Here is a 21,953-nt window from a genome sequence, read left to right as displayed (position 1 = left end):
TAGGCTGTGCGCGTGAGCATCCGCCTGTACGACAGCCTGCACCAGGCCGTCGTCGACTTCGCACCGCGGGTGCCGGGCCGGGTCGGCATCTACGTGTGCGGGCCGACGGTGCAGTCGTCGCCCCACATCGGCCACGTACGCAGCGCGCTCGTCTACGACCTCTGGCGGCGCTGGTTCACCCACCGCGGGCTGCAGGTGACGTTCATCCGGAACGTCACCGACATCGACGACAAGATTCTCGACGCCTCCGCGGGAGAGGAGTGGTACGCGCTGGCCTACCGGGTCGAGCTCGAGTTCACCGCGGCGTACCGCGCTCTGGGCCTGCTCGCACCCACCTACGAGCCCAGGGCGACGGCGAGCATCGCGCACATGCATGCCCTCATCGCGCGCCTCATCGAGTCCGGGCACGCCTACGCGGCTGACGACGGCAGCGGCGACGTGTATTTCGACGTGCGCAGCTGGCCGCGCTACGGAGAGCTCACCCGGCAGAGACCCGATGATATGGAGCACGCGGGGGATGCGCCCGCGCGCGCCAAGCGCGACCCGCGCGACTTCGCGCTCTGGAAGGGCGCCAAGGCGACCGAGCCTCCGAGCGCCCACTGGCAGTCGCCGTGGGGCGCGGGGCGCCCCGGCTGGCACATCGAGTGCTCCGCGATGGCCGCCCGCTACCTGGGCGAGGAGTTCGACATTCACGGCGGCGGACTCGACCTGAGATTCCCGCACCACGAGAACGAGCTCGCGCAATCCTCGGCCGCGGGGCACGCCTTCGCACGGCACTGGGTGCACAACGGGCTCGTGACCATCGGCGGGCAGAAGATGTCGAAGTCGCTTGGCAACTCGGTGCTCGCCCGCGACCTGCTCGCGACGGCACGGCCAGCGGTCGTACGTTACTGGCTCGGCTCGGCACACTACCGCTCGACCATCGACTACCACGACGGCGTGCTCGACGAGGCCGAGGCTGCTCTCGACCGCATCGAGTCGTTTCTCGCGCGCGCCGCGCGCCGCGTGGCCGGCACCCGGTTCGCGGATGCTCCGCTCACGGTGCCCGACGAGTTCGCCGCGGCGCTCGACGACGACCTCGCGGTGCCGCAGGCGCTCGCCGTGCTGCACGAGACCGTGCGCTCGGGCAACGCCGCGCTCGATGCGGACGACGTCGCGGCGGTCGCGTCCGCCGCGGCAGCCGTCCAGGCCATGGTCTCGGTTCTCGGGCTCGACGCTCCCGACGACCGCGTCACCGACGATGCGGATCCCGCGCGACGCGCGCTGAGCATCCTCGTCGATCGTCTCATCGCGGAACGGCGCGCGGCCCGCGAGTCACGGGACTGGGCGACCGCCGATCGCATTCGTGACGACCTCGCGGCAGCGGGGATCGTGCTCGAGGACACACCGACGGCAACAGACTGGAGTATCGATGGCTAAGCCGCAGCGCCCCGGCGCACGCAAGGGCAAGAAGGGCGCGACCGTCGGGTCGGGCGGTCAGGGCCGCCAAGCTCTCGAGGGCCGGGGGCCGACCCCGAAGGCGGAGGACCGCTCGTGGCACCCGGCCGGCAAGCGCAAGGCGGCGCAGGAGCGCCTCGCCGCGGCGAAGTCGCGCTCCGGCGGCGGAGACGGGGGAGGGCAGCGGCAGAAGCGGCGGCCCGCGAAGGGCGGCGACGCGGCGGAGATCGTGAGCGGGCGCAACTCCGTGCTCGAGGCGTTGCGGGCGAAGGTTCCCGCGACGACTCTCTACCTCGCCTCCCGCATCGACATGGACGATCGGGTGAAGGAGTCGTTGGCTCTCGCCACCAAGCGCGGCATCGCCGTGCTCGAGATCATGCGGCCCGAGCTCGATCGCATGACGGGCGAGAACTCCGTCAACCAGGGCATCGCCATCTCGGTGCCGGCGTACGAGTACGCGCACGCGCTCGACCTCGTCTCGCGCGCGAGCGATCGCGGGGAGGTGCCGCTCATCGTCGCCCTGGACGGCGTGACCGACCCGCGCAACCTCGGCGCGATCATCCGCTCGACGGCCGCGTTCGGAGGGCACGGCGTCATCGTGCCGCAACGTCGATCCGCGGGAGTGACGGCGGCGGCCTGGAAGACGTCGGCGGGCGCCGCGGCGCGCACGCCCGTCGCGATGGCACCGAACCTCACGCAGACGCTCAAGGCCCTCAAGGCCGAGGGGCTCTTTGTGCTCGGGCTCGACGGCGACGGCGACATCTCGCTGCCGCAGCTCGAGCTGGCCGATCAGCCGATCGTCATCGTGGTCGGCAGCGAGGGGAAGGGGATCTCGCGGATCGTCAGCGAGACCTGCGACGCGATCGTGTCGATCCCGATCTCCGCGGCGACGGAGTCGCTCAACGCGGGTATCGCCGCGAGCGTCACGCTCTACGAGGTCGCCCGGAAGCGCTCCGCAGGATAGGTGTTCTCTCCACCCGCCCACGGGTGCGTGTACGATCGCATCGTTCATCCCTAGTGAACGGTGAAGGAGTGCGCGATGAAGCTCGATGACCTGAGGATCGCCGTGGTCGGCACGGGAGCGGTCGGCGGGTCCGTCGCCGCGGATCTCGTGCGGGCGGGGGTGGACACGACCCTCATCGACCAGTGGCCCGACCACGTCGACGCCATGAACGAGAGCGGGCTCACCGTCCACCTGAGCTCCGAGACCCAGGTCACGCCCGTGCGCGCCCTGCACCTGTGCCAGGTCGCCGAGCTGCGAGAGCCGTTCGACATCGTGCTCACCGCCGTCAAGAGCTACGACACCCGCTGGGTCGCCGAGCTCATGCGACCCCTCATGGGTCCCCGCTCGGTTCTCGTGGGGCTCCAGAACGGCATGACGATCGACGACTGCGCGCAGATCGTGGGGGCCGACCGCACGATCGGGTGCGTGCTCGGCATCGCCGCGAATATGCGCGAGCCGGGTGTCATCACCCGGCAGGTCACTCCTGCGGAGACCTGGTTCTCGGTCGGCACCCTCGATGGCACCCCCACCGAGTCGCTCGATCAGGTCGCCGCCGTCCTGGAGCACGCGGCGGTAACGGAGGTGACCGCCGACATCCGGTCGGCGAAGTGGATGAAGCTCATCGCCAACATCCCGGAGATGCTGCCCTCCGGCCTGCTGGGAGTACCGCTCCTCGAGGCGGCGCACATGCCGGGCATCCGGCCGGTGATGGATGCGATGTCCCGAGAGGCCTACGCCCTGGCGATCGACCTCGGCGTCACCATGCTGCCCAGCCTCGGCATCGCGGCCGAGGACGTGCCCAACTCGGACCAGTACTCGCTCGACCTGCTCGACCGCGTGCTCTCGCACTTCTCGAGGCCCGACACCCGGGTTGCCGTGCTGCAGGACTGGGAGAAGGGTCGCCGAGCCGAGCTCGACGCCTTCAGCGGGTACGTCGTCGCGGCGAGCGCGGGCGCCGGAGTGCGCACGCCGGTGAATGAGGCAGTGCTGAGACTGGCAGAGCGCGTCGAGCGCGGTGAGCTGGTGCCCTCGCCCGAGAACGCTCCGCACCTCATCGCGGCCCTCTACGCGGCTTGACAGGAGCGCCGCGATCCCCTTGACTCTGTTCATCTGCGCTGAACGGACCGTCCGCTCACGCTGATGGAGGATGAGGAGTCAACGATGACGGATCGTTTCGTCGTGCGCACGGCCGCCGACGCCGACTACCGGGATGCCGGCGCGCTCGCCCCCGACTCGCACGGCTTCACGCGCTGGTGCGCGGTGGGCTTCGACGACGGCGCCGCCCACACTGATTTCGGTGTGTCCCGCCTCGAGGTCGGCGGGTCGATCCCGACCCACGTGCACTCGTTCGAGGAGTCGTTCCACCTCGTCGAGGGCGAGGTGCTCCTCGTGACCCCCGAGGCCACGGTGCACCTCGTCGCGGGTGACTACGGGGTCATTCCTCTCGGCGTGCCGCACTCCTGGCAGTCGATCGGCGATGCGGCGGCCGTCTGGAGTGACATCTACTCGCCCCCGCCCCGCCCTCAGCACGGCTACGACACCTACCGCGTGCCCGACATCGCTACTACGCCGTGGGCGCCCCACTGAACACGCTGCGCGACTCGCAGTCGCACCTGAACACTGTCGACGGCCGCGGCACGGGGTCGTGACCGCGCGCGTCGCCGTGCTCGGCACGGGCGCGAACGGCGCCGGTATCGGTGCCGACCTCGTGCGGGCAGGCCATGACGTGACCTTCATCGAGCAGTGGCCGGCCCACGTGGACGCGATGCGCGCGAGGGGCATCCACGTCGAGATGCCCGACGAGTCGCACACGACACCGGTCACGGTGCACCACCTGTGCGAGGTGGCCGAGATGCGCGAGCCGTTCGACATCGTGTTCATCGTCGTCAAGGCGTACGACACGCGGTGGGCCAGCGAGCTGATCGCGCCGCTCCTGGCGCCGGACGGCCTCGCTATCGGCCTCCAGAACGGCATGATGGCCGAGGAGATGGCGGGCATCCTGGGTGCCCACCGCACCCTGGGCGCGGTCATCGAGATCACGGCGAACATGTTCGAGCCCGGGATCGTGGATCGTCAGAGCTCGCGCGCCCACTCCTGGTTCGCGCTCGGTGCTCTGGACGACTCGACCCGGGGCCGCGAGGAGGAGGCGGCGAGCATCCTCAGGGCCGCGGGCACTGTCGAGATCTCCGACGACATCCGCTCCTCGAAATGGATGAAGCTCGTCGCCAACGCTGCTGAGCTCGTGCCCTCTGCGATTCTCGATCTGCCGCTCGGCGAGGCCGTGCGCATGCCCGGCATGCGCGAGTTCATGGAGAAGACCGCTCACGAGGCGGTGCGCGCCTGCCTGGCATCAGGAGGCCGGCTCATGCCGATCTTCGGGATGACGGAGCGCGACATCGCCGAGCCGGACGACTACGCGGTCATCCTGCTCGACAAGGTGCTGCGCGACTACACGATGCCGACGACGCTTACCACCGTCCTGCAGGACTGGCGCAAGGGGCGGCGGGGCGAGGTCGAGGAGCTCAACGGCTTCGTCGTCCGCGAGCAGGAGCGGCTCGGCGGCTCGGCGCCGTGCAACGCGCGCGTCGAGCGTCTCGCCCGTCAGATCGAGTCAGGGGCGCGCCGGGCTGGTGCTGACAACCTCGAGCTGCTGCTCGCCGGCAGCTAGCCGGTGCGCGGGGCGGCGGCGTCTCCGCCCATAGTGCGGCGCCTGGTCACCTCCGCGACCGCGGACCAGTCCAGGTCGCGGAGGTCAGGGTCGGCCAGCGCCGCGGTGAAGAGTTGCGCGAGCACCGGTGCCAGCGGCAGCTCGACACCCGATTCGCGCGCCGCTGACTCGGCGAGAGCGAGGTCTTTGAGACCGAGTGCCATGGCGAAGCCCACCGGCTCGTAGCGCTTCTCGGCGATGATCGGCCCGTAGCCGCGGTGGGCGGAACCGCTGAATGCCGTGTGCGTGAGGATCTCCACGAAGGTCGACGGGTCGATGCCGGCGCTCTCCGCCAGCACCACGGACTCGGTGATCGACTGGAGCGCCTGGATGATCGAGTAGTTGACCGAGATCTTCACGATGCTCGCTCGTCGCGGGTCATCGCCGAGATTCCAGACCCGTGAGCCCAGGGAGGCCATCGAGGGCATGCCCGCGTCCACAGCGGCGGCGTCGCCGGAGGCGACGACGAGCAGGGCGCCCGTGGCCGCGACGGTCGAGCGACCCAGCACGGGGGCGGTCACGTAGCCGACACCGTGGCGGGCGTGCCGCGAGGCCAGCTCGTCGGCGGCGCCAGGACTGATCGTGGCATGGTTCACGTGGGTGCGCCCGGAGGGCACCTGCGCCAGCATTTCCTCGCTGAAGAGCCCGAGCACCACGTCATCGTCGCTGAGGATCGAGTGCACCACCTCGGCGGCGGCGAAGACCTCGAGGGGCGCCGTGGCGGGCCGCACCGCGTCTCGGTCCGCGAGAGCCTCGAGCGGGCCGGGCGACCGGTTCCACGCTGTCACCTGGTAGCCCTCGTCAAGCAGGCGGGAGACCATGCCCATGCCCATCGCTCCGAGGCCGAGGAACCCGACGTGGGGGCGCGTTGCGTTCATGATGTTTCCTTTGCTCGCGTAGAATGAGCGCGATCTCGCCACTTGCTTGTACAGTAGTGCTAAACACTCTTGTTCTCAACCGCTGTGCTCCCCGCTCGACGACGAGTGCTCGGCTCAGCGGAGGTGCACGGGCGCCGAGTGACTCGCGAAGGGGAAGCCATGCAGCTCGACATCGGTCAGGAACTGCGCCGGGCGCGCGAGGAGCGCAAGCTGAGTCTGCGAGCTGTCGCGGGGGCCGTCGGGGTCTCCGCGAGCCTCTTGTCGCAGGTCGAGACGGGCAAGACGCATCCCTCCGTGAGCACGCTGTACGCGCTCGTCAACTACCTGGGCGTCTCTCTCGACGGCCTGCTGGGGCACCCGACCGCGGCCGCGAGCCCGCTGGGGCTCGACTCCCGCCCGGGTGACTCGTCGACGAGTGAGGGCCGACGCAGCGACTCCGTCGTGCAGCGCCGCGAGGACAACCCGGTGATCGAGATGGAGAACGGCGTCACGTGGGAGCGTCTCGCGGTGGGAGACTCCGCCGTCGCCGACCCGCTCATCGTGACCTACGCCCCGTCGGGCTCCTCGTCCGTCGAGGGCAAGATGATGCGCCACGCCGCGCTGGAGTACGGGGTGATCCTCGAGGGACGCCTGACCCTGCGCATCGATTTCGAGACGTACGAGCTCGCCCCGGGCGACTCCTTCTGCTTCGATGCGAACCGTCCGCATCTGTACACGAACCAGACGGATGCGCCCGCTCGCGGCATCTGGTTCGTGATCGGGCGGCGCGAGATGGCTTACCAGACCCTCGCCGATCTCGGGCATGGCGAAGAGAGCGAGAACTCCCGCTCGATCACGTCGGCCGTCGACGTGCTGCGAGAGATGAAGGCCATGCGACCCGATGCGCGGGGCGCGTAGTTTCTGGGTATTGCGGGAAATCGTTCTGCTCTAGTGCACACGCGCCGTCCCATGCATACACTGGGTGAGTACACACTGCAGTGAGAGGACGACATGAGCCGCGTCGACAATGAGACCGAGTGGGCCGTCGTCGGGGAGCGCATCCGACTGGCCCGCGAGAGCGCTCGCATGAGCGTTCGCGAGCTCTCGCGCCGCGTGCAGGTCTCGGCGAGCCACGTCTCACAGGTCGAACGCGGCCTCGCCTCCTTCAGCGTGCGCGCGCTCTACAACGTCGTGAGCGAGCTTGGCATCTCGATGGACAGCCTCTTCGAAGAGACGCCCCCTCCCGGTGAGGATCCCCCCGAGCTGCCCGCCGACGATGTCGTGGCGACCTCACCCGACACCTCCCTCGAAGAGGCGGGGATCGTGCTCCGCTCGGCTGACCGGCCGACGATCAGCATGAGCTCGGGGCCGCGCTGGGAGCGCCTCACGGCGAAGCCGGAGACCAAGGCCGAGTTCATCGAGGTGATCTACGCCCCGGCCCCCGGCGCGGAACCGCCTGCTGACTTCATCCGCCACGACGGCCGTGAGTACGGCATCATCGTGCGCGGTCGACTCAATGTGCAGGTCGGCTTCGGCCGCTCGGTGCTCGATGTGGGGGATTCGATCGCGTTCGACTCGAGCATCCCGCATCGATTCTGGAACAGCGAGGAGGCCGAGGTGCAGGCGGTCTGGTTTGTGCTCGACCGGCTCGACGACGGCACGGAGGCCGACTTCCCCACAGCGGCCGGCGGCAGCGCCACCCACCTCCACGGCTTCTAGACCGTCGGAGCGGGCCGCGCCCGATGCCGACCGTTGGGGCTCAGGCCTTCCAGATCGTCTTCAGGTTGCAGAACTCCCGTATTCCGGCCGCGGCGAGCTCACGCCCGAATCCCGAATCCTTGATGCCGCCGAACGGCAGCTCGGGATAGGAGATCGTCATGCCGTTGACGAAGACCGCACCGGCGTCGAGGGCGCTCTGGAAGTACTCCTGCTCCAGCGCATCGGTCGTCCAGGCCGACGAGCTCAGACCGAACGTTGTCTGGTTGGCGATCTCGACCGCGTGCTCGGCGCTCTCCGCCCGGTAGACGGTCGCGACGGGCCCGAAAGCCTCCTCCATGACGAGGCGGGCGGTCTCCGGCAGGTCCGCGAGCACTGTCGGGGGGTAGAACCAGCCGTCGCGCTCGGGCGCCGAACCGCCCGTGAGGAGCGTCGCGCCCTGAGCCACGGCGTCGTCGACAAGCTCGGCGATCTCGTCGCGACCGCTGCGCGTCGCGAGGGGGCCTACCTGCACCGACTCGTCCATCGGGTCGCCGACCGTCAGGGCCGCCATCGCCTCCGTGAATCCCGCGACGAAGGCGTCGTACACCTCGGTGTGGATGATGAAGCGCTTGCCCGCGATGCAGGACTGGCCGTTGTTGTTGATGCGCGCGGTCACCGCCGTCTCGACGGCCTTCTCGAGATCAGCGGAGGGCATGACGATGAACGGATCAGAACCGCCGAGCTCGAGAACGGCCTTCTTCACCTGACCACCGGCCCGCGCGCCGACCGAGCGGCCAGCCGGCTCGGAGCCGGTGAGCGTGACGGCGGTGATGCGCGGGTCGTCGATGACGGCGTCCACGGCGGAGGCTCCGATGAGCAGCGTCGTGAACGATCCCTCCGGGAACCCGCCCCGGGTGAAGAGCGTGTCGAGGTAGAGCGCCGACTCGGGCACGTTGGAGGCGTGCTTGAGCACGCCGGAGTTGCCGGCCATGAGGGCGGGGGCAGCGAAACGGATGACCTGCCAGAGCGGGTAGTTCCACGGCATCACGGCGAGCACGGCCCCGAGCGGCTCGTAGCGCGCCCAGGCGGCGCTCGCGCCGACGCTCGACGGGTCGCCGAGCGGCTCATCGGCGAGGAAGGCTTCCGCATTGTCGGCGTAGAAGCGCATGTTCTTGACGCACTTGTGCGCCTCCGCGCGGGACTGCGCGATGGGCTTGCCCATCTCGCGCGTGATCATGACCGCAACCTCCTCCGCCTCCGACTCGAGAACGTCGGCGGCGGCGCGCATCCACGTGGCGCGCTGGGCGTAGGTCTCGCTGCGCAGGGCCTGCTCTGCGGCGTGCGCCGCGGCGATACGCCGCTCGATCTCAGCCGAGTCGTGCGGCTCGAGGGTGCGCTCCGTCGCGCCGGTGGTCGGGTTGATCACTGCGATGGCCATGAGGGCCCCTTCTGTCGTGGTGTCGTCGGGCGGTCTGTCGTGGTGTCGGCGAAGAGCTGCGGGTGCGCGGCCAGTCGACGACGCGTGCGGCGAATGTGCCCCTCGAGGATCCTCTCGGCGCTGTCGATGTCGCCCTCGCGCAGAGCGGTGACGAGCATGTGGTGCTCGTCGTGCACGATGCGCTGGCTGTGCGCGTCAATCATGAGGGTGTACGCGCGGCGGTAAGGCTGAGTGGAATTCCACAGCCGCTCGACGAGGTCGCCGAGCACGAGCGTGCGGGCGCCGGCGTACATCGTGAGGTGGAAGGCGCGGTCGAGGCGCAGGAACTCCTCGACGTCGTCGTTGTCGACCATGCCCTCGGCGAGGGAGTCCAACTGGTCGAGGGTCTCGGCGGTGATGCTGTCGGCGGCGAGCCGCAGCAGGAGCGGCTCGACGCGCTCGCGGGTCTGATAGACCTCCTCGCATTCGGCCAGGGTGAGCTGGGAGACCCAGGCGCCCGCGTTGGCGACGAGCGTGATGAGCCCGTCGGCCTCGAGCACCTTGAGCGCTTCGCGCACCGGGACCCGGCTTGCCCCGAATCGCTCGGCGATCTCCTCCTGTCGCAGGCGCGAGCCGGGAGGGTAGTCGCCCGCGACGATCGCCTCGCGCAGTCCTCGTGCGACGCGCAGGCTGGCATGGCCGTCGCGGGTCTGCGGCGCGACACTGGCTGTGGGTGGCAAGAGGGGAGCCGCTATCGACTCGCTCACGCCGCCGGATCCTTCGGGTTCCACAGCAGTACGGGCGCATCCCGTTCGTACGCCTTGCCGTTCGGGTAGCTCACGAGCTCCAGTTGCATGCCCCACGGGCTGAGGAAGTACACCCACCGCTGCCCTTCGCTCGCGTTCCTGCTGTCGGTCGGTTCGCCGAGGACGCGCACTCCGTGGTCGCGCAAATGCTGCAGGCCCGCGTCGAAGTCGTCGACGTAGAAGGCCAGGTGGTGGCCGCCGATGTCGCTGTTGCGCGGCTGCTGCGCTTGCCCATCAGCTGCGTCGTACTGGAAGATCTCGAAGTTCGAACCGTGGCCGCACCGGTAGAAGCGCAGCTCCGGGATGGTCGTACGCGGGTGCACGTTGAGGTTCGTGGCCATCCAGTCGTCATCGCGTACGTAGGGGCCGAGCGAGTAAACGCGCTCGCACCCGATGACGTTGACGAAGAAGTCGTCGGCCTCGTCGAGGTCGGGAACGGTGAAGCCGATGTGCTCCATGCCCCGCAGTCCCGGTAGTCCCCGCATCGTCGTCCCTTCGTCGCGCACGCTCGTCGTGGATGCAATATACCTGGAACAACGGCGTGAAGACCAGGATTCGGCGGGAAAATTCTTGTGATTGGATGCAATCCCGTCTACAGTGGCACCACCGACCGTCGCAGTTCGGCGGGCTCACGTATCGACGAAGGAACGGCCATGCCGAGACAACGACGTTTGGAATCGACCGCACCGTGGGTCGAGCTGTCCACGACAGCGGCCGACTGGAAGAATGCCGACCCCGCCCTGCTCGCCACCATGCTCGGGCAACTGCACCTCATCCGCGCTTTCGAGGAGCGGGTGCTCGAACTCGCTGGGGAGGGCCTTGTGCACGGCCCCGCGCACTCCAGCATCGGGCAGGAGGGCGGCGCGGTCGGGTCGATCGTGGGCCTGCGCACGACGGACGCGGTGAACGGCTCGCACCGCGGCCATCACCAGTTTCTCGCCAAGGCCATCACGCACGTCAGTCAGGGAAAGCTTGATCTCACGAGCCTCGTCGACGACACCCTCCAGGGCGTCCTGCAGCGCACGCTCGCCGAGATCCTCGGCCTCGCCCAGGGCTTCTGCGCGGGCCGCGGCGGCTCGATGCACCTGCAGTGGTTCGAGGCGGGTGCTCTGGGCACCAACGCGATCGTCGGAGGCGGTGCTCCGATGGCGACCGGCAACGCCTACGCCCAGAAGCACTCCGGTACGACCGACCTCACGATCAACTACTTCGGCGACGGCGCCGCGCAGATCGGGTCGGTGCTCGAATCGATGAACCTCGCGGCGGCGTGGAAGCTGCCCGTCTGCTTCTTCGTCGAGAACAACTTCTACGCGGTGGCGACCCGCATCGAGGAGAGCGTGGCGGATACCCGGCTCTCCGTGCGCGGCATGGGCTTCGGAATCCCCTCCTGGCGGGTCGATGGCATGGATCCTCTTGCCGTGCATCTCGCGATGGAGCAGGCTGCCGAGGTCATGCGCAGCGGAGGCGGCCCCGCGGTCGTTGAGGCTGAGGTCTATCGCTTCTTCCACCAGAACGGCCCCTACCCGGGCAGCGCCTTCGGCTACCGCACGAAGGAAGAGGAGGCCGAGTGGAAGGAACGCGACCCCCTCGAGCGTGTCGCCCGCGAGATGATCAAGCTCGGGCACATCGACGAGGCGGGCGTGCAGTCGGTGCGCGAGCAGGCGCTTGCGGCGATGGATGCGGCCACCGAACCCCTGCTCGAGGCCGACCCCGACAAGCAGGGCAAGCGTCGCATCCGCCCCGAGCTCTGGCCCAACCCCGACTTCGTCGACGTCGGAGTGCGCGGAGACGCGAGCGAGTTGTCGGAGCTCCGCACTGTCGAGCCGCTCACCGACACCCGAGACCGCGAATCGGTGAAGTTCGTCGACGCCGTCTCGGGAGTCATGGAGCACCGCATGGGCCAGGACGAGCGCATTCTCGTGCTCGGAGAAGACGTGCACCGCCTCAAGGGGGGAACGAACGGCGCGACCAAGGGTCTGGCGACGGCGTTCCCCGAGCGCACTCTGGGCACGCCGATCAGTGAGAACGCCTTCGCTGGCCTCGGTGGCGGTCTCGCCCTCGACGGCCGCTTCGTGCCTGTCATCGAGTTCATGTATCCGGACTTCCTCTGGGTCGCCGCCGACCAGGTGTTCAACCAGATCGGCAAGGCGCGCCACATGTTCGGCGGCCAAAACCCCGTGCCCCTGGTGCTGCGTACGAAGGTCGCGATGGGGTCGGGCTACGGCTCGCAGCACCTCATGGATCCTGCGGGCATCTTCGTCACGAGCCCCGGCTGGCGCATCGTTGCGCCTTCGACGGCGGCCGACTACGTCGGCCTCATGAACGCGGCGCTCGCGCTCGGAGACCCGGTGCTCGTCATCGAGCACGTCGATCTGTACGGCGAGAAGGACGAGATGATCGCGGGCGACCTCGACTACATCATCCCGCCCGGCACCGCCGCCGTGCGCCGGGAGGGCGAGGAGGTCACGGTGATCAGCTACCTCTCCATGGTGAAGCACAGCCTCGAGGCGATCGAGCAGACCGGTGTCGATGCTGAGCTCATCGACCTGCGCTGGCTCGACCGCGCCTCTCTCGACTGGGAGACGATCGAGAAGAGCGTGAAGAAGACCAACGCTGTGCTCATCGTCGAGCAGGGAGCGGTCGGCACCTCGTACGGCGGCTGGCTCGCCGACGAGATCCAGAGGCGCTTGTTCGACTGGCTCGATCAGCCCGTGCAGCGTGTCACGGGCGCCGAGTCGTCCCCCTCGATCTCACGAGTTCTCGAGCGTGCGGCGATCGCGCGCACGGAGGAGGTCGTCGCCGGTCTCGAGACAGTGCGGCGCCACGCGGGAGGGGCAGTCTGATGTCGACGACCATCCGCATGCCGGAGGTGCTCGCGAACGTCACCGAGGCGGCCGTGCAGAAGTGGCTTGTCGCCGCGGGCGACGAGATCGCGGTCGGCCAGCCCTTTGCCGAGATCGAGACAGAGAAGGCGGTCGTGGAGTACACCGCGGAGACGGCGGGCACGGTGCTCGAGCTTCTCGTCGCCGAAGGCGATTCGATCGACGTGGGCGCCCCGATTGCCGTCGTCGGAACAGAGGGCGAGTCCGTCGAAGGCCAGCCCTCCGCACCCGCCGCCGAGTCGGCCGCCGCGCCCTCCGCATCCTCCGCCCCCGAGCCGGCGTCCGCCGCGCCCTCGGCGGAGTCATCCACACCCTCCGCATCGGCTCCGACAGCGGCATCAGCCGCCGTGGCATCCGGTGGGGATGCGCCCAGCGCCGCCAGCGCCCCCGCTCGCGGCGACACCGACGACCCCTCCGCGGGGCGCCGGTTCATCAGCCCGCTCGTGCGCCGCCTTGCACGCGAGCACGACCTCTCGCTCGACGCCGTGCAGGGCTCCGGCCCCGACGGTCGCATCGTGCGCCGCGACATCGAGGCGCTGCTGACGGGCGAGCGCACCGCGGCCCCGGCAGCGCCGCCCTCGAGCGCGCCGCCCGCCGCCGACTCTGCCCAGGCTGCGCCCGCCGCCCCGCGCGGCTCCGGCGCCGAGCCCGAGCTCGTGCCGCACAGCCGCATGCGCAAGACGATCGCGCGCCGGCTCACCGAGAGCAAGAACCAGGTGCCGCACTTCTACCTCACGGCGGACTGCCGGGTGGACGCCCTGCTCGCCATGCGAGCCGAGATCAACGCGGCAGGCACGGTGAAGGTGAGCGTCAACGACCTCGTCGTCAAGGCGGTCGCGGGCGCGTTCCGGGACGTTCCCGAGGCGAACCGCACGTGGACCGACGACGGAATGCTCCAGCACGCCTCGGTCGACATCGGCATCGCGGTCTCGCTCGACGACGGCCTCGTCGTCCCGATCGTGCGCGACGTGCAGGGGCTGAGTGTCTCCGCGCTCGGCGCGCAGATCGCCGATCTCGCCGAGCGCGGGCGTGGCGGCAAGTTGCGCCCCGACGAGATGGAGGGCGGAAGCTTTGCCGTCTCCAACCTGGGGATGTTCGGCACGCAGTCATTCAGCGCGATCATCAATCCACCCCAGGCGGGCATCCTCGCCGTCGGCGCGGCATCGACGCGCCCGGTCGTCGTCGACGGTGCGCTCGAGGTCGGGTCGGTCATGTCGGTGACCCTGTCAGCGGACCACCGGGCCTGGGATGGCGCGCTCGCCGCGCGCTGGCTCGCCGCCTTCGTCGCCCGCATCGAGCACCCGCTCACGATCCTCGCCTGATCTCGCTCGTCGCCGCGGTACAGTTCCCTCACGCCACCGCGCGCAGAGAAGTGGAGCACGATCGATGCAGATCGCCATCCGACGTGAACCGATACCCGGGGAGCGCCGCGTCGCGGCCACACCGGCGACGGTCGCACAGTACACCGCCGCCGGATTCTCGGTCGTCGTCGAGCAGGAGGCCGGCCTCGCGGCGGGGCATCCTGATGGGGCCTACCGGGATGCGGGGGCGGAGGTCGTCGCCGAGGTCGACCTCGGCGCCGCGGATGTGCTCGCCCACGTGCGGCCACTGGACCCCGCGACGATCGGTGCGCTGGCCCCTGGCACGATCACGATCGGCTTCGCCTCACCGGCGAGCGAGCTGCCCGCCGTCGCGGCCCTCGCCGAGCGCGGCATCACCGCGTTCTCGCTCGAGCTGATCCCGCGCATTTCGCGCGCTCAGTCGATGGATGCCCTCACCTCGCAGTCCCTCATCGCCGGCTACCGCTGCGTGCTCGAGGCAGCCCTGCACTTTCCTCGTTTCTTCCCGCTCTACATGACAGCCGCCGGCACGATCCCCCCGGCTCGGGTTCTCGTGCTCGGCGCGGGAGTCGCGGGCCTGCAGGCGATCGCCACGGCGAAACGGCTCGGCGCCAAGGTCTCTGCCTACGACGTGCGCTCGGCCTCTGCCGACGAGGTGCGGTCGATGGGCGGCACGTTCATCGCCCTCGATCTCGAGGAGAACGCGGATGCGGCTGGCGGCTACGCGAAAGAGCTCGCCGCCGATCGCGCCGACCGTCAGCGAGAGCTGCTCGCACCGCATGTCGCCGCCGCAGACGTCATCGTGACGACGGCAGCGATCCCCGGTCGCCCCGCACCTCGGCTCATCACGTCGCCGATGCTGGAAGGCATGACCGCTGGATCCGTCGTCGTCGACCTCGCCGCCGAGACCGGAGGGAACGTCGAGGGTGCCGTCGCCGGCGAGACCGTCGCGGTGGACGTGCCGGGCGGCAGCGTCACGATCGTCGGCATGAAGGACGCCCCCTCCACCATGGCCTCCGACGCCTCCCGCTTGCTCGCCCAGAACATCGCCAACGTGATCGCGCTCATGAGCGTCGAGGGTTCCGTCGCGCCGGACTTCGACGACGAGATCATCGCCGCGTCGTGCGTGACGCACGGGGGCGTCGTGCGGCACGAGCCCACCGCCACCGCCCTTGCCGACCAGAAGGGAGCGCGCTGATGGACGCCATCACGCTTCTCACGTTCTTCGTGCTGTCGGTGTTCGTCGGCTTCGAAGTGGTGTCGAAGGTCTCGAGCACGTTGCACACGCCCCTCATGTCGGGGGCGAACGCCATCCACGGCATCATCCTCGTCGGTGCGGTCATCGTCGCCGGGCAGGCGGAGAGCACCTTCGTGCTCGTGGTGGCACTGCTCGCCGTCCTGATGGCGACCATCAACCTGGTCGGCGGATTCGTCGTCACCGACCGCATGCTGCAGATGTTCGGCCGCCGCCGTCCGAGCGCCGAGACCGCGGCGAAGGGCGAGGAGAGATGAGCATCCTCAGCCCTGAAGGGACGGCCCTCCTGTACCTCGTCGCGGCCGTCTGCTTCATCCTCGCGCTCAAGGGCCTCGGCTCGCCGGCGACCGCCCGCCGGGGAAACCTCCTCGGCGCGCTGGGCGCGCTCCTCGCGATGATCGTCGTGTTCCTCTCGACGGAGCTCGACAACCTCGCGCTCATCCTCGGCGTCATCGCCGTCGGCACAATCATCGCCGTGCCCGCGTCCCGCCTGGTCAAGATGACGCAGATGCCGCAGCTCGTGGCTCTCTTCAACGGCGTCGGTGGCGGTGCCGCGGCCCTCGTCGCCCTGCTCGAGCTCGAGCACAGCGATACCGTAGGGGCGTTCCTCGCCGTGGCCTTCACCGTTCTCGTCGGGTCGATCGCCTTCTCCGGCTCGATCATCACCTTCCTCAAGCTGCAGGAGCTCATGCCCACCCGGCCGATCATCTTCCCCGGGCAGGCGATCGTCATCGTGCTGCTCGTGGTGCTCGGCCTCGTCGTCGCCACCCTCATCGTGCTCGATGACGCCGCGCTCGCCGCGCTCGGCATGGCGGGCATCAAGGGAGTCGCCGCCGTGGTCGGCCTCATCGTCGGCCTCACCCTGGGCGTGCTGCTCGTGCTGCCCGTCGGCGGGGCGGACGTGCCGATCGTCATCTCCCTCCTGAACGCGGGCACGGGCCTCGCCGTCGCCGCATCCGGCCTGGTTCTCAGCAACACGCTGCTGCTCGTGGCCGGCACGCTCGTCGGCGCCTCCGGCTCGATCCTCACCCGCGAGATGGCGAAGGCGATGGGGCGCAGCGTGGCGGGAATCCTGTTCGGAGCGTTCGCGGGCGGATCGACGGCGGGATCCACCGTCGCGAGCGATCGCCCGGTGCGGTCCTCCACGCCCGAGGATGTGGCGATCCTCCTCGGCTACGCGCAGCGCGTCATCGTCGTGCCCGGCTACGGTCTCGCCGTCGCGCAGGCGCAGCACACCATGGCAGAGCTGGCCTCGACCCTCGAAGCCAAAGGTATCGAGGTCGTCTTCGGCATTCACCCTGTCGCCGGACGCATGCCCGGCCATATGAACGTGCTGCTCGCCGAGGCGAACGTTCCCTACGAGGTGCTCGCCGAGATGAGCGAGGTCAACCCCCAGTTCAAGACCGCGGATGTGGCGCTCGTCGTCGGAGCCAACGATGTCGTGAACCCGGCGGCGAAGACGAGCCCAGGCTCGCCGATCTACGGGATGCCCATCCTCGACGTCGCTGCGGCCCGTCAGGTGGTCTTCCTCAAGAGGTCGATGCGTCCCGGATTCGCCGGTATCGAGAACGAGCTGCTCTTCGAGCCCCAGACGACGCTGCTGTTCGGCGACGCGAAAGACTCCCTCACGTCTGTTCTCAGCGCCGTCAAGCGACTGTAGGAGGCCGCCTCACACCTTGTCGCGCCACGACCCCGCAACGGTGTCGTCGTCGGGAAGGTCGACGGCGGCGGTGTCCAGCGGTGGCACGCTGAGGGTCTCGGTCGCGGGCGCGATGACGGTCGCCTCGTCGCGACGGTGACGCAGCACCGAATCGATGTAGGAGCTGAGGGCCTCGGCGAGCGGGATGGCGCGCGACTCGTTCTGCGAGAGGTACCAGCGATGCTCGAGCAGCTGGTGGAAGACCTCCGGCGCCTCGAGCTTGCCGCGCAGCTCTTTGGGAATCGCGCGCACCACGGGCTCGAACACGCGCGCGAGCCACTCGTGCGCGACAACCTCGTCGTCCACCTTCCTGCCGGGGTAGGTAGACGCGGTGTATGCATCGAGGTCGTTGAGCAGGCGCCTGGCCTGGTTCTCTCCCGCATCGATGCCCGTGAGGCGCAGCAGACGCCTCGTGTGGTGCCCCGCGTCCACGACCTTCGGCTGGATGCGCACCTCCGTGCTCCCGCCATCCGTCGTGATGGCGAGCTCCTCGATGTCGAAGCCGAGATCGTTGAGGCGCTCAACCCGCTGATTGATGCGCCAGCGCTCAGACTTGTCGAACGACTCCCAGCCCGTGAGCTCCTTCCACAGCGAACGGTAGGACTCGATGATGCCGTTGCTCGTCTCGATCGGGTCGATGTTCTCATCGAGCCGCCCACCGGCCTCCAGATCGAGCAGCTCGCCTGCGATGTTGACGCGGCCGATCTCCAGATCGTTCTCCCGCTGACCGTTCGAGAGGCCACCCGAGTAGAGCTGCCCCGTCTCGGCGTCGACCAGGTACGCGGCGAAGGAGCCCGCGTCGCGTCGGAAAAGAGTGTTGGAGAGCGAGACGTCGCCCCAGAAAAAGCCGGCGATGTGAAGGCGCACGAGGAGCACGGCGAGAGCATCCACGAGTCGTGTCGCCGTGTCGGTGCGCAGCGTCTGCGAGTACAGCGCGCGATACGGGAGGGAGAAGCGCAGGTGCCGGGTGACGAGAACGGGCATGAGCGGCTCGCCGTCATTGTCGAGACGACCAGTGATGACGGCCACGGGCTCGACGCAGGGAATGTCCATGCGTTGCAGGGTGCGCAGCACCTCGTACTCGCGCCGCGCCATCTCCTCAGTGGTCTCCTTGATCGCTACGACGTAGTCGCTCAGATGCACGAAGCGCACCAGGTGTCGAGAGATGCCCTTCGGCAGAGTGGCGATCGCGTCATCGGGCCAGACATCGAGCGGTTCATGCCAGGGCAGGTCGAGCAGGCCCGGGTCGGTGACGGCGGAGGTGATCGACAGGGATGCGCTCACAGGGGTGGTCTCTCTGGTGGAGTCATCGGAGGTTCGCGGGCGGTGCGGAGCGCGGGCAGCTCGGTGCGCCAAACGCACGGAGGGCGGGGGTGCCGTGTGACACCACCCGCCCTCAGCGTCTGCTTCGGCCGCGTCGCCTAGTTGGCGGAGATGGGCTCCTTGTTGAGGCGCTGGCCCGACGCGGTGTCGAACACGTGCACGTGCTTCGGCTCGGGCGTGAGGAAGACTGTCTCGCCGCTGTGCGGGTGCGAGCGTCCATCGACACGCGCGACGATGTCAACGCGCTGACCCTCGACGTCGATGTGGCCGTACAGGTAGCCGTCAGCGCCGAGCTCCTCGACGAGGTCGATCTCCACCGAGAGGCCCTCGCCCTTCGTGTTGAGAACCAGGTCTTCAGGTCGCACGCCGACGGTCACCGTCTTCTCGCTCGTCGACGAGAGCACGTCGCGCGAGACGGGCGCGATCGCGGTACCGAACTGCACTCCGCCGTCGGCCACAGCGGCCGGGAAGAGGTTCATCGCGGGAGAGCCGATGAACCCTGCGACGAAGACGTTGTTGGGCGTCTCGTACAGGTCGCTGGGGGTTCCCACCTGCTGCAGAACTCCGTCCTTGAGCACGCAGATGCGGTCGCCCATCGTGAGGGCCTCCGTCTGGTCGTGCGTGACGTAGACGGTCGTGACGCCGAGGCGGCGCTGCAGCGACGCGATTTGAGTACGCGTCTGCACGCGCAGCTTCGCGTCGAGGTTCGACAGCGGCTCGTCCATGAGGAACACCTGGGGCTGGCGCACGATGGCGCGGCCCATCGCGACGCGCTGACGCTGGCCGCCTGAGAGCGCCTTCGGCTTGCGGTCGAGATACGGTTCGAGGTCAAGCAGCTTCGCCGCCTCGAGAACACGGTTGGCGCGCTCGTCCTTGTTCACGCCGGCGATCTTCAGGGCGAAGCCCATGTTCTCGGCCACCGTCATGTGCGGGTACAGGGCGTAGTTCTGGAACACCATCGCGATATCGCGATCCTTCGGCGGCAGGTCAGTGACGTTGCGGTCGCCGATGAAGATGCTGCCGTCGTTGACCTCTTCCAGGCCGGCGAGCATGCGCAACGACGTGGACTTGCCGCAGCCGGAGGGGCCGACGAGCACGAGGAATTCGCCATCGGCGATGTCGAGGTCGAGAGCGTCGACTGCGGGGGTTTCCGAACCCGGGTAGAGACGTGTTGCCTTGTCATACGTGACGGTTGCCATTGTGAACTTTCTCCTTCACCGGCAGGTACGTGCCGGACGGTCCGTAGTGAATGGATGGTGTCCAAGAGCGGTGGAACGTCCTCGGTCACTATGGATCAGTATGTCATGACCCTCGCGCGGGGGGGGGTTGAGGGCCAGGAGCGGCGGGTACCATCGTGGGGGCGCCCGTCGGCGCCGGCCGACGACGGACGGCGAAGAACGTCCCATCCCCGTGAGCGAGGTTGCATGAACGAGGCCATCCCTCCCGCGCACACCCCGACGCGGAGCGAGCGGCGCGCCGAGGCCCGCGACAAAGCGCGCGCGCTGCGCGAGACGCAGCGCAAGAAGGAGAGGCGCACGCTCTGGATCGTGCAGGGCAGCATCGCTGCCGTCGTGCTCGCCGCGATCGCGATCGTCGCGCTGGTACTGACGAACTCTGTGCGGCCGGAGAGCGGTGGACCCCTCAACATGGCGAGCGATGGCATCAAGATCGGTCAGGGCTTCGAGGCCGTCGCGACACCGTCTCGACCCGCCGGGGCGAGACCGATCCCCTCGGAACCGAACCCGGCCGGAGTGGTGGAGATTCAGATCTTCGTCGACTACCTGTGCCCACGGTGCGCGGAGTTCGACCAAGAGAACGGCGACCTCATCCGCACCCTCATCGAGTCGGGTGCAGCAACCGTCGAGTACCACCCCCTCTCGACCCTCACCAATCTCTCCGCGGGCACGCGGTACTCCCTGCGCTCTGCGAACGCTGCCGCCTGCGTCGCCAACTACGCACCGAACCGCTACCTCGACTTCCACGAGGCGCTCTTCGCACAGCAGCCCGAGGAGGGCACGCCGGGGCTCACCGACGAGCAACTCGTCGAGCTCGCAGCCGGGGCCGGGGTGGATGCGAGCACAGTGACGCTCAACGCCGTCGAGAAGTGCGTGCAGGATCTCCGCTTCCGCGACTGGGTGCGGGACGCCACCGACCGTGCGCTTGCCGGTCCGCTGCCGATCGCCGGCACGACTGTCGACAGTATCTCCGGCACCCCGGCAGTGTTCGTCAACGGCGTTCTGTTCGAGTTCCGGTACCCCTTCGAAGAGTCCGAATTCTCCCAGTTCGTGCTCGAAGCAGCCGGAGCCGAGTTCGCCACCAACCCCACACCCACGCCGACTCCCACGCCGACCCCGTAGCGACGCGACGGTAGTCTTCATTCGGCGACGCACGCCGCGATCGCCCCCGCCGGCTTGGCGCAACTGGTAGCGCACCCGACTTGTAATCGGAAGGTTGCGGGTTCAAGTCCCGCAGCCGGCACCACTGTTCTCCATCCTCCTGCGCGGCGCCGTGCGCGAGTTGTCCTCAGCGTGGAGCGGTGCTCCACGCCCGCAGCCGGCACCACTGTTCTCCACCCTCCTGCGCTGCGCCGTGCGCTCACCCCTCCCGGTGTGCCCCGCTCGGGGGGCGCGAGGCGCCGGACACGCCCCCAGTTCGCGGGTGATCTGGTCGTTTTGCGAACAGACACGCTTGTCGGGGAGTGCCGGAGCACCCTACCGTGACCAGTGCGGCCGGGGGGCCGTCACTCCGCTGGTTCGAGCCACAAGTTCGAGCCGACCTGGCTCGGGGGGAGCCTCACATGCTCAAGTCCGCGACCGCGGCAACCGCTCTTGCGACCCTCCTGCTCGCCGCCGTGCCGTTTTTCGGGGGCACGAGCGGCGAGGTGGCGAGCATCGTGGGCGGCCAGGTGGGAGCGGCGAGCAGCTCGCCCGTGATCTCCGGCATCGACGCGCGACGCACGGCAGACGAGTCGAGCATCCGCCTCCTCGAGATGGTGGAGCGTGCCGCTCCCGAGGCCGGCGTCGATGATGCCGACAGCGATTCTCGCGACAGCGACACCGAGCACTCCGCGCAGAAGCCCGTCGCTGTCGGCACGTCGCCCGGATCGGGCGGGACCAGTTCCGGCTCGTCGGACGGCTCTACCGGCGGCAGCGGCACGTCGTCGGGTGGATCGTCGAACGGCGGCTCTTCGTCCGGCGGCTCGTCGGGCGGGTCGGGCTCGAGCGAGCCTCCGCCTGCACCGAAGCCTCCGCCCGCTCCGGAGCCTCCCGCCTGCCCTGCTGCGGTGGGTGGATCCACCGGCGGCGCGCCCGGCACGACGTCCTCTGGCGGTGTCGCGGGTACAACCTCCTCCGATCTGGCGACGTTCGCGGCGCGGTTCAATCAGATTCGGGTGGCGAACTGTCTTCCTCCGGTGCCGTTCGCGAACATTCGGTACGACTCGTGCATGGAGCAGCGTCTGTTCTGGATGGCGGAGGATCCGAGCACGGATCCGATGAGTGCGTGGGGTCATATCGGGTCGCAGCGCAGT

The 21,953-nt window shown here is 69.0% G+C and carries 20 protein-coding genes and 1 tRNA gene; 15 read left to right on the top strand and 6 right to left on the bottom strand.

The annotated features are described in order from the left end of the window. Positions 1 to 12 precede the first annotated feature (12 nt). The 5 genes from cysS to RJQ01_RS02070 all read left to right on the top strand — a co-directional run bounded on the left by cysS (position 13) and on the right by RJQ01_RS02070 (position 5,108). Positions 13 to 1,419 carry a cysteine--tRNA ligase gene (gene cysS, locus RJQ01_RS02090; protein ID WP_350475050.1) on the top strand — a complete coding sequence of 469 codons (1,407 nt, stop codon included), beginning with the start codon at positions 13 to 15 and terminating at the stop codon, positions 1,417 to 1,419. Next, on the top strand, positions 1,412 to 2,401 hold the full coding sequence (gene rlmB / locus RJQ01_RS02085; protein ID WP_350475049.1) for a 23S rRNA (guanosine(2251)-2'-O)-methyltransferase RlmB: 990 nt from the start codon (positions 1,412 to 1,414) through the stop codon (positions 2,399 to 2,401). Before cysS ends, rlmB begins: the two co-directional genes overlap by 8 nt. A gap of 75 nt (positions 2,402 to 2,476) precedes the next feature. Beyond that, positions 2,477 to 3,517, top strand: coding sequence for a ketopantoate reductase family protein (locus RJQ01_RS02080; RefSeq protein ID WP_350475048.1), 1,041 nt, complete (start codon positions 2,477 to 2,479; stop codon positions 3,515 to 3,517). 84 nt (positions 3,518 to 3,601) lie between these two features. After that, a complete protein-coding gene (locus tag RJQ01_RS02075; protein WP_350475047.1) occupies positions 3,602 to 4,027 on the top strand; it encodes a cupin domain-containing protein in 426 nt (141 codons plus the stop codon). A gap of 58 nt (positions 4,028 to 4,085) precedes the next feature. Beyond that, on the top strand, positions 4,086 to 5,108 hold the full coding sequence (locus tag RJQ01_RS02070) for a ketopantoate reductase family protein (protein WP_350475046.1): 1,023 nt from the start codon (positions 4,086 to 4,088) through the stop codon (positions 5,106 to 5,108). On the opposite strand, the gene RJQ01_RS02065 is transcribed toward RJQ01_RS02070, so the two are convergent. After that, on the bottom strand, positions 5,105 to 6,025 hold the full coding sequence (locus tag RJQ01_RS02065; protein ID WP_350475045.1) for an NAD(P)-dependent oxidoreductase: 921 nt from the start codon (positions 6,023 to 6,025) through the stop codon (positions 5,105 to 5,107). The genes RJQ01_RS02070 and RJQ01_RS02065 overlap by 4 nt on opposite strands. Before the next feature lie 159 nt (positions 6,026 to 6,184). Between RJQ01_RS02065 and RJQ01_RS02060 the strand changes: the two genes are divergently transcribed. Both RJQ01_RS02060 and RJQ01_RS02055 read left to right on the top strand, forming a co-directional pair. Continuing rightward, positions 6,185 to 6,922, top strand: a complete 738-nt coding sequence (locus RJQ01_RS02060; RefSeq protein ID WP_350475044.1) for a helix-turn-helix domain-containing protein — start codon at positions 6,185 to 6,187, stop codon at positions 6,920 to 6,922. 93 nt (positions 6,923 to 7,015) lie between these two features. Then, positions 7,016 to 7,723 (top strand): helix-turn-helix domain-containing protein, encoded by a 708-nt coding sequence (locus RJQ01_RS02055; RefSeq protein ID WP_350475043.1) that lies wholly within the window; start codon positions 7,016 to 7,018, stop codon positions 7,721 to 7,723. A gap of 40 nt (positions 7,724 to 7,763) precedes the next feature. Here RJQ01_RS02055 and RJQ01_RS02050 read toward each other — a convergent pair whose 3' ends face one another. The 3 genes from RJQ01_RS02050 to RJQ01_RS02040 are packed head-to-tail and all read right to left on the bottom strand — an operon-like array spanning position 7,764 to position 10,383. After that, positions 7,764 to 9,140 carry an NADP-dependent succinic semialdehyde dehydrogenase gene (locus RJQ01_RS02050; RefSeq protein WP_350475042.1) on the bottom strand — a complete coding sequence of 459 codons (1,377 nt, stop codon included), beginning with the start codon at positions 9,138 to 9,140 and terminating at the stop codon, positions 7,764 to 7,766. Further along, a complete protein-coding gene (locus RJQ01_RS02045; RefSeq protein WP_350475041.1) occupies positions 9,125 to 9,886 on the bottom strand; it encodes a GntR family transcriptional regulator in 762 nt (253 codons plus the stop codon). Before RJQ01_RS02045 ends, RJQ01_RS02050 begins: the two co-directional genes overlap by 16 nt. Beyond that, positions 9,883 to 10,383: a VOC family protein gene (locus tag RJQ01_RS02040; protein ID WP_350475040.1), complete on the bottom strand. Its 501-nt coding sequence runs from the start codon at positions 10,381 to 10,383 to the stop codon at positions 9,883 to 9,885. Before RJQ01_RS02040 ends, RJQ01_RS02045 begins: the two co-directional genes overlap by 4 nt. A 195-nt stretch (positions 10,384 to 10,578) precedes the next feature. Between RJQ01_RS02040 and RJQ01_RS02035 the strand changes: the two genes are divergently transcribed. The 5 genes from RJQ01_RS02035 to RJQ01_RS02015 all read left to right on the top strand — a co-directional run bounded on the left by RJQ01_RS02035 (position 10,579) and on the right by RJQ01_RS02015 (position 17,062). Continuing rightward, positions 10,579 to 12,768: an alpha-ketoacid dehydrogenase subunit alpha/beta gene (locus tag RJQ01_RS02035; protein WP_350475039.1), complete on the top strand. Its 2,190-nt coding sequence runs from the start codon at positions 10,579 to 10,581 to the stop codon at positions 12,766 to 12,768. After that, positions 12,768 to 14,129, top strand: a complete 1,362-nt coding sequence (locus RJQ01_RS02030) for a dihydrolipoamide acetyltransferase family protein (protein ID WP_350475038.1) — start codon at positions 12,768 to 12,770, stop codon at positions 14,127 to 14,129. Before RJQ01_RS02035 ends, RJQ01_RS02030 begins: the two co-directional genes overlap by 1 nt. Before the next feature lie 64 nt (positions 14,130 to 14,193). Next, positions 14,194 to 15,345: a Re/Si-specific NAD(P)(+) transhydrogenase subunit alpha gene (locus RJQ01_RS02025; RefSeq protein WP_350475037.1), complete on the top strand. Its 1,152-nt coding sequence runs from the start codon at positions 14,194 to 14,196 to the stop codon at positions 15,343 to 15,345. Further along, entirely contained in the window at positions 15,345 to 15,659 is a 315-nt protein-coding gene (locus RJQ01_RS02020) for an NAD(P) transhydrogenase subunit alpha part 2 (RefSeq protein ID WP_350475036.1), read from the top strand. Before RJQ01_RS02025 ends, RJQ01_RS02020 begins: the two co-directional genes overlap by 1 nt. Continuing rightward, complete coding sequence (locus RJQ01_RS02015; RefSeq protein WP_350475035.1) at positions 15,656 to 17,062, top strand: NAD(P)(+) transhydrogenase (Re/Si-specific) subunit beta; 1,407 nt, start codon at positions 15,656 to 15,658, stop codon at positions 17,060 to 17,062. The genes RJQ01_RS02020 and RJQ01_RS02015 overlap by 4 nt, the downstream gene beginning before the upstream one ends. 9 nt (positions 17,063 to 17,071) lie before the next feature. Here the strand turns inward: RJQ01_RS02015 and RJQ01_RS02010 are convergent, their stop codons facing one another. Together RJQ01_RS02010 and RJQ01_RS02005 are read right to left on the bottom strand one after the other, a co-directional pair. Beyond that, a complete protein-coding gene (locus RJQ01_RS02010) occupies positions 17,072 to 18,385 on the bottom strand; it encodes a DUF4032 domain-containing protein (RefSeq protein ID WP_350475034.1) in 1,314 nt (437 codons plus the stop codon). Between the two features lie 137 nt (positions 18,386 to 18,522). Further along, positions 18,523 to 19,623 carry an ABC transporter ATP-binding protein gene (locus RJQ01_RS02005; RefSeq protein ID WP_350475033.1) on the bottom strand — a complete coding sequence of 367 codons (1,101 nt, stop codon included), beginning with the start codon at positions 19,621 to 19,623 and terminating at the stop codon, positions 18,523 to 18,525. Positions 19,624 to 19,848: 225 nt separating this feature from the next. On the opposite strand from RJQ01_RS02005, the gene RJQ01_RS02000 reads away from it, so the two are divergent. From RJQ01_RS02000 to RJQ01_RS01990, 3 genes are all read left to right on the top strand, one after another. Beyond that, entirely contained in the window at positions 19,849 to 20,781 is a 933-nt protein-coding gene (locus RJQ01_RS02000) for a DsbA family protein (RefSeq protein ID WP_350475032.1), read from the top strand. A 48-nt stretch (positions 20,782 to 20,829) separates the two neighbouring features. Beyond that, positions 20,830 to 20,905 (top strand) — tRNA-Thr (locus RJQ01_RS01995). Positions 20,906 to 21,221: 316 nt separating this feature from the next. Then, on the top strand, positions 21,222 to 21,953 hold a 732-nt coding region (locus tag RJQ01_RS01990), incomplete at its 3' end, for a hypothetical protein (RefSeq protein WP_350475031.1).

It is taken from the genome of Microcella sp. (genome assembly GCF_040286215.1).
Taxonomy (GTDB): domain Bacteria; phylum Actinomycetota; class Actinomycetes; order Actinomycetales; family Microbacteriaceae; genus Microcella.
The sequence above is the reverse complement of the archived record's forward strand: the minus strand, read 5'-3'. Positions and strand labels throughout refer to the sequence as shown.